4 protein-coding genes are annotated in these 2,922 nt (G+C 66.9%); 2 read left to right on the plus strand and 2 right to left on the minus strand.

The genetic code is table 11. The features are described 5' to 3' along the window. Positions 1 to 454 (plus strand): TerC family protein (locus AC5JJ6_RS06945; protein ID WP_496041331.1); only part of this gene is annotated, 454 nt, incomplete at its 5' end. Between the two features lie 255 nt (positions 455 to 709). On the opposite strand, the gene AC5JJ6_RS06950 is transcribed toward AC5JJ6_RS06945, so the two are convergent. Together AC5JJ6_RS06950 and AC5JJ6_RS06955 are read right to left on the minus strand one after the other, a co-directional pair. Further along, the gene (locus tag AC5JJ6_RS06950) at positions 710 to 2,005 is read right to left on the minus strand and encodes a class I SAM-dependent RNA methyltransferase (RefSeq protein ID WP_496041332.1); all 1,296 of its coding nucleotides are present in this window, start codon (positions 2,003 to 2,005) and stop codon (positions 710 to 712) included. Positions 2,006 to 2,009: 4 nt separating this feature from the next. Continuing rightward, on the minus strand, positions 2,010 to 2,444 hold the full coding sequence (locus AC5JJ6_RS06955; protein WP_496041333.1) for an acyl-CoA thioesterase: 435 nt from the start codon (positions 2,442 to 2,444) through the stop codon (positions 2,010 to 2,012). Between the two features lie 178 nt (positions 2,445 to 2,622). Here AC5JJ6_RS06955 and AC5JJ6_RS06960 point away from each other — a divergent pair, with 178 nt between their 5' ends. Beyond that, on the plus strand, positions 2,623 to 2,862 hold the full coding sequence (locus AC5JJ6_RS06960; protein WP_044429911.1) for a hypothetical protein: 240 nt from the start codon (positions 2,623 to 2,625) through the stop codon (positions 2,860 to 2,862). Positions 2,863 to 2,922 lie beyond the last annotated feature (60 nt).

Below are 2,922 nucleotides of genomic sequence, written 5' to 3' on the forward strand. Positions count from 1 at the left end.
CGTCACCGACGAACTGCACGGCGAAAAATTCTTCGTGAAGGCTCCCGATCCCAAAGGCTCGGGCAAGCTGGTCCGGTTCGCAACGCCGCTGTTCCTGGCCCTGGTCCTGATCGAGTTCGCCGACCTGATCTTCGCGGTGGACTCGGTACCCGCCATCTTCGCGATCACGACCGATCCCTACATCGTCTACACCAGCAACATCTTCGCGATCCTGGGCCTCCGCGCGCTGTATTTCGCCCTGGCCGCGATGGTCCATCGCTTCCACTATCTGAAATACGCGCTGGCCCTGGTGCTGGTCTTCATCGGAAGCAAGATCTTCTACAACCAGTTCTACGGCAAGCTCGACCCGGTGATCTCCCTGTCGGTGACCTTCGCCCTGCTGCTGGGCGGCGTAATCGTCTCGCTGGTCATGACGAGAGACCGTGAACTCCCGGCCGAAGGCATGACCCGCTAAGCCGGCAAGAGTGTCGCCGACAAAGGGTCACGGTGCCCACCATCGCACCGCGCGATAAGAACGAGGAAGCCTCGGCAGCGATCCGCCCTGCCGAGGCGCATGGATGGACGAGCACGCCTTGTACCAAGGGCCGAAAGAAGTTGACTGGTGGAGGCCCCGATGCAGTAGGCCGGCTGAAGCGAAGCAGCAGCCGGCCTACGCGGTGAAAGCATTCACACAGGTCGATCCCTTACGGGAACAACCTGACGCACGGTCTCACCCGGCTGCCGTGAAGCGGGCGACCAGTTCGATATGGGCGGACCAGACGAACTGGTCGACCGGCGTGACGCTTTCCAGGCGGTAGCCGCCGTCGGTCAGGATGCGGGCGTCGCGGGCGAAGGTGGCGGGATTGCACGACACGGCCACCACGACGGGGACTCCCGACTCGGCGATCCGGGTGCACTGCTCGCGGGCGCCGGCGCGCGGCGGGTCGAAGACCACGGCATCGAAGCGGGACAGTTCCGAAGCGGTGAGCGGATCCTCGAACAGGTCGCGGCGTGCCGTGGTCACGTTCGGCAGGGTCCGCGCCGCCGACGACAGGGCGGCCATGGCGGAAGCGTCCCCTTCGACCGCATGGACGGCGGCGGTCCTGGCCATCGGAAAGGTGAAGGTGCCGAGACCGGCGAACAGGTCGGCTACCTTGCGCGCATTGCCGACGCCGGCCAGAACGGCATCGACCAGCGCCGCTTCGCCCTCGCCGCTGGCCTGGAGAAAGGCGCCGGGTTCGACCGGTACAGCTGTTCCGCCGAACCTGACATGGACGGGACGACGGGCGGCCACGGGTTCCGGCGGAGCCGACGGCGAGCGCCGCCACGACAGGCGGGCGATATCGCGCGACTCGGCGAAGGCGGCCAGCCGCTCGCGGGCATCGAGCCCCGGTTCGGGACCGCCGGTCAGAAGCACGTCCAGACCGCCTTCGAGAACGGCCACGGTCACGTCGAGCGCGGCCCCGTCGGGAAGCACGGCCGTCAGCAAGTCTTCGAGCGGCCCGAGCAGAGCCCGGATGCCCGGCTCGACCACCAGACACCCGGAGATTTCGGCGATCCTGTGGCTTTGCCGCTCGTTGAAACCCAGCGTCGCGCGCCCGCCGCGCCGGGTGGCGGCGAAAGTGGCGCGGCGGCGGCCGGCGGGCGGCGTGCGGACGGTCGGCGCGACGTCGATCCCCGTCAGCCCGGCACGGCCGAGCGCCGTCACCACCTGGGTACGCTTCCAGCCGGCATAGGCGTCGTCGGTAAGGTGCTGAAGCGCACAGCCGCCGCAGATCCCGAAATGAGGACAGGGCGGGGCCGCCCGGTCCGGGCCGGGTGCCAGCACGTCGAGCAGGCGGGCGGCGATGCCGTCGCCGCGCGGCTCGCCCGGCAGAATGCGGACGCGGTCGCCCGGCACGGTCAGCGGGACATAGACACGCCTGCCTCCGTGGTCGGCCAGACCGTCGCCGCGGGCGCCGATTTCGCCGACGGTGACCTCGACGGGAGCCTGGGTCCTGGCCTTGCGCTGAGGGCGTCTTGCCATCGCGTCAGCCGGCCAGTTCCGTCAGGCGGGCGCGGACCGCCGCCGGAATTTCCGCCGACCGCCGCGCGGTCGTGTCGAACAGGACGCAGACGACTTCGCTGGTCGCGATGCAGGTCTCGCCGTGGAAGACGGCGCCTGCCACGGTCAGGGAAGAGCGGCCGAAGCGGGTCGCCTTCAAGCCGACTCGAAGAGCACCGGGATAATGCATCTCCGACCGGAAATCGATGACGATCCGGGCGATCACGACGGAGAGCGGACCGGACACGGGAGAGTTGCCGGAGTCGCTGAACAGCGCTACCCGTGCGCTTTCGAAATAGGTGCTGATAGCCGCGTTGTTGACGTGGCCCAGCGGGTCCAGGTCGGCGAAGCGCACCGATTCGTCGATCCAGTAGGGGTAGAAATCCCGGCTGGTGATTGCGGTGGAGACATCGTTATCCATTTTGAAGAATCCTTGCTTGTCGATCCGGTGCAGCAAAGCATGCCGTCACCGGTTTAGACAGAGAACAACCCGCACGACGACAGCGAACGATTTGGGACGCGCCTTTCAATCCGGAATGCTATAGCTCGCCCATCGACGGCCTGTTTGCCACGCCACCATGCCCCAAGGGGACCTTGAAATGACCGACCAGAACAACAGCCCTGCCGAAGCCATGTTCGACAAGGCGCTCGATCTCGCCGAAAAGCATCTCGAAGCGGCGATGAAGGAGGGCGGTCCGCTGTCCTCGTACGTTGCCGTCGCCATGATCGAAGCCGCCGTCAACCAGGCGGTCGAGGAGACCAGCCACGAGGACGTCGTCGACATGCTGCGCGACCTTGCCAGCCAGATCGAGCAGGACGCCGAAGAAGGCGACGAATAAGGGATCGTCTGCCGTCTCTATCCCGGCAGGACTTGGCCGGGCAGGACTTGACCGCAGCGG

The organism is Skermanella sp., from assembly GCF_059503625.1.

What these genes read in the sequence shown, in the direction of transcription:
- AC5JJ6_RS06960 (WP_044429911.1), top strand. Translation starts at nt 2,623, where the DNA reads ATGACCGACCAGAACAACAGCCCTGCCGAAGCCATGTTCGACAAGGCG.
- AC5JJ6_RS06955 (WP_496041333.1), bottom strand. Translation starts at nt 2,444, where the DNA reads ATGGATAACGATGTCTCCACCGCAATCACCAGCCGGGATTTCTACCCC.
- AC5JJ6_RS06950 (WP_496041332.1), bottom strand. Translation starts at nt 2,005, where the DNA reads ATGGCAAGACGCCCTCAGCGCAAGGCCAGGACCCAGGCTCCCGTCGAG.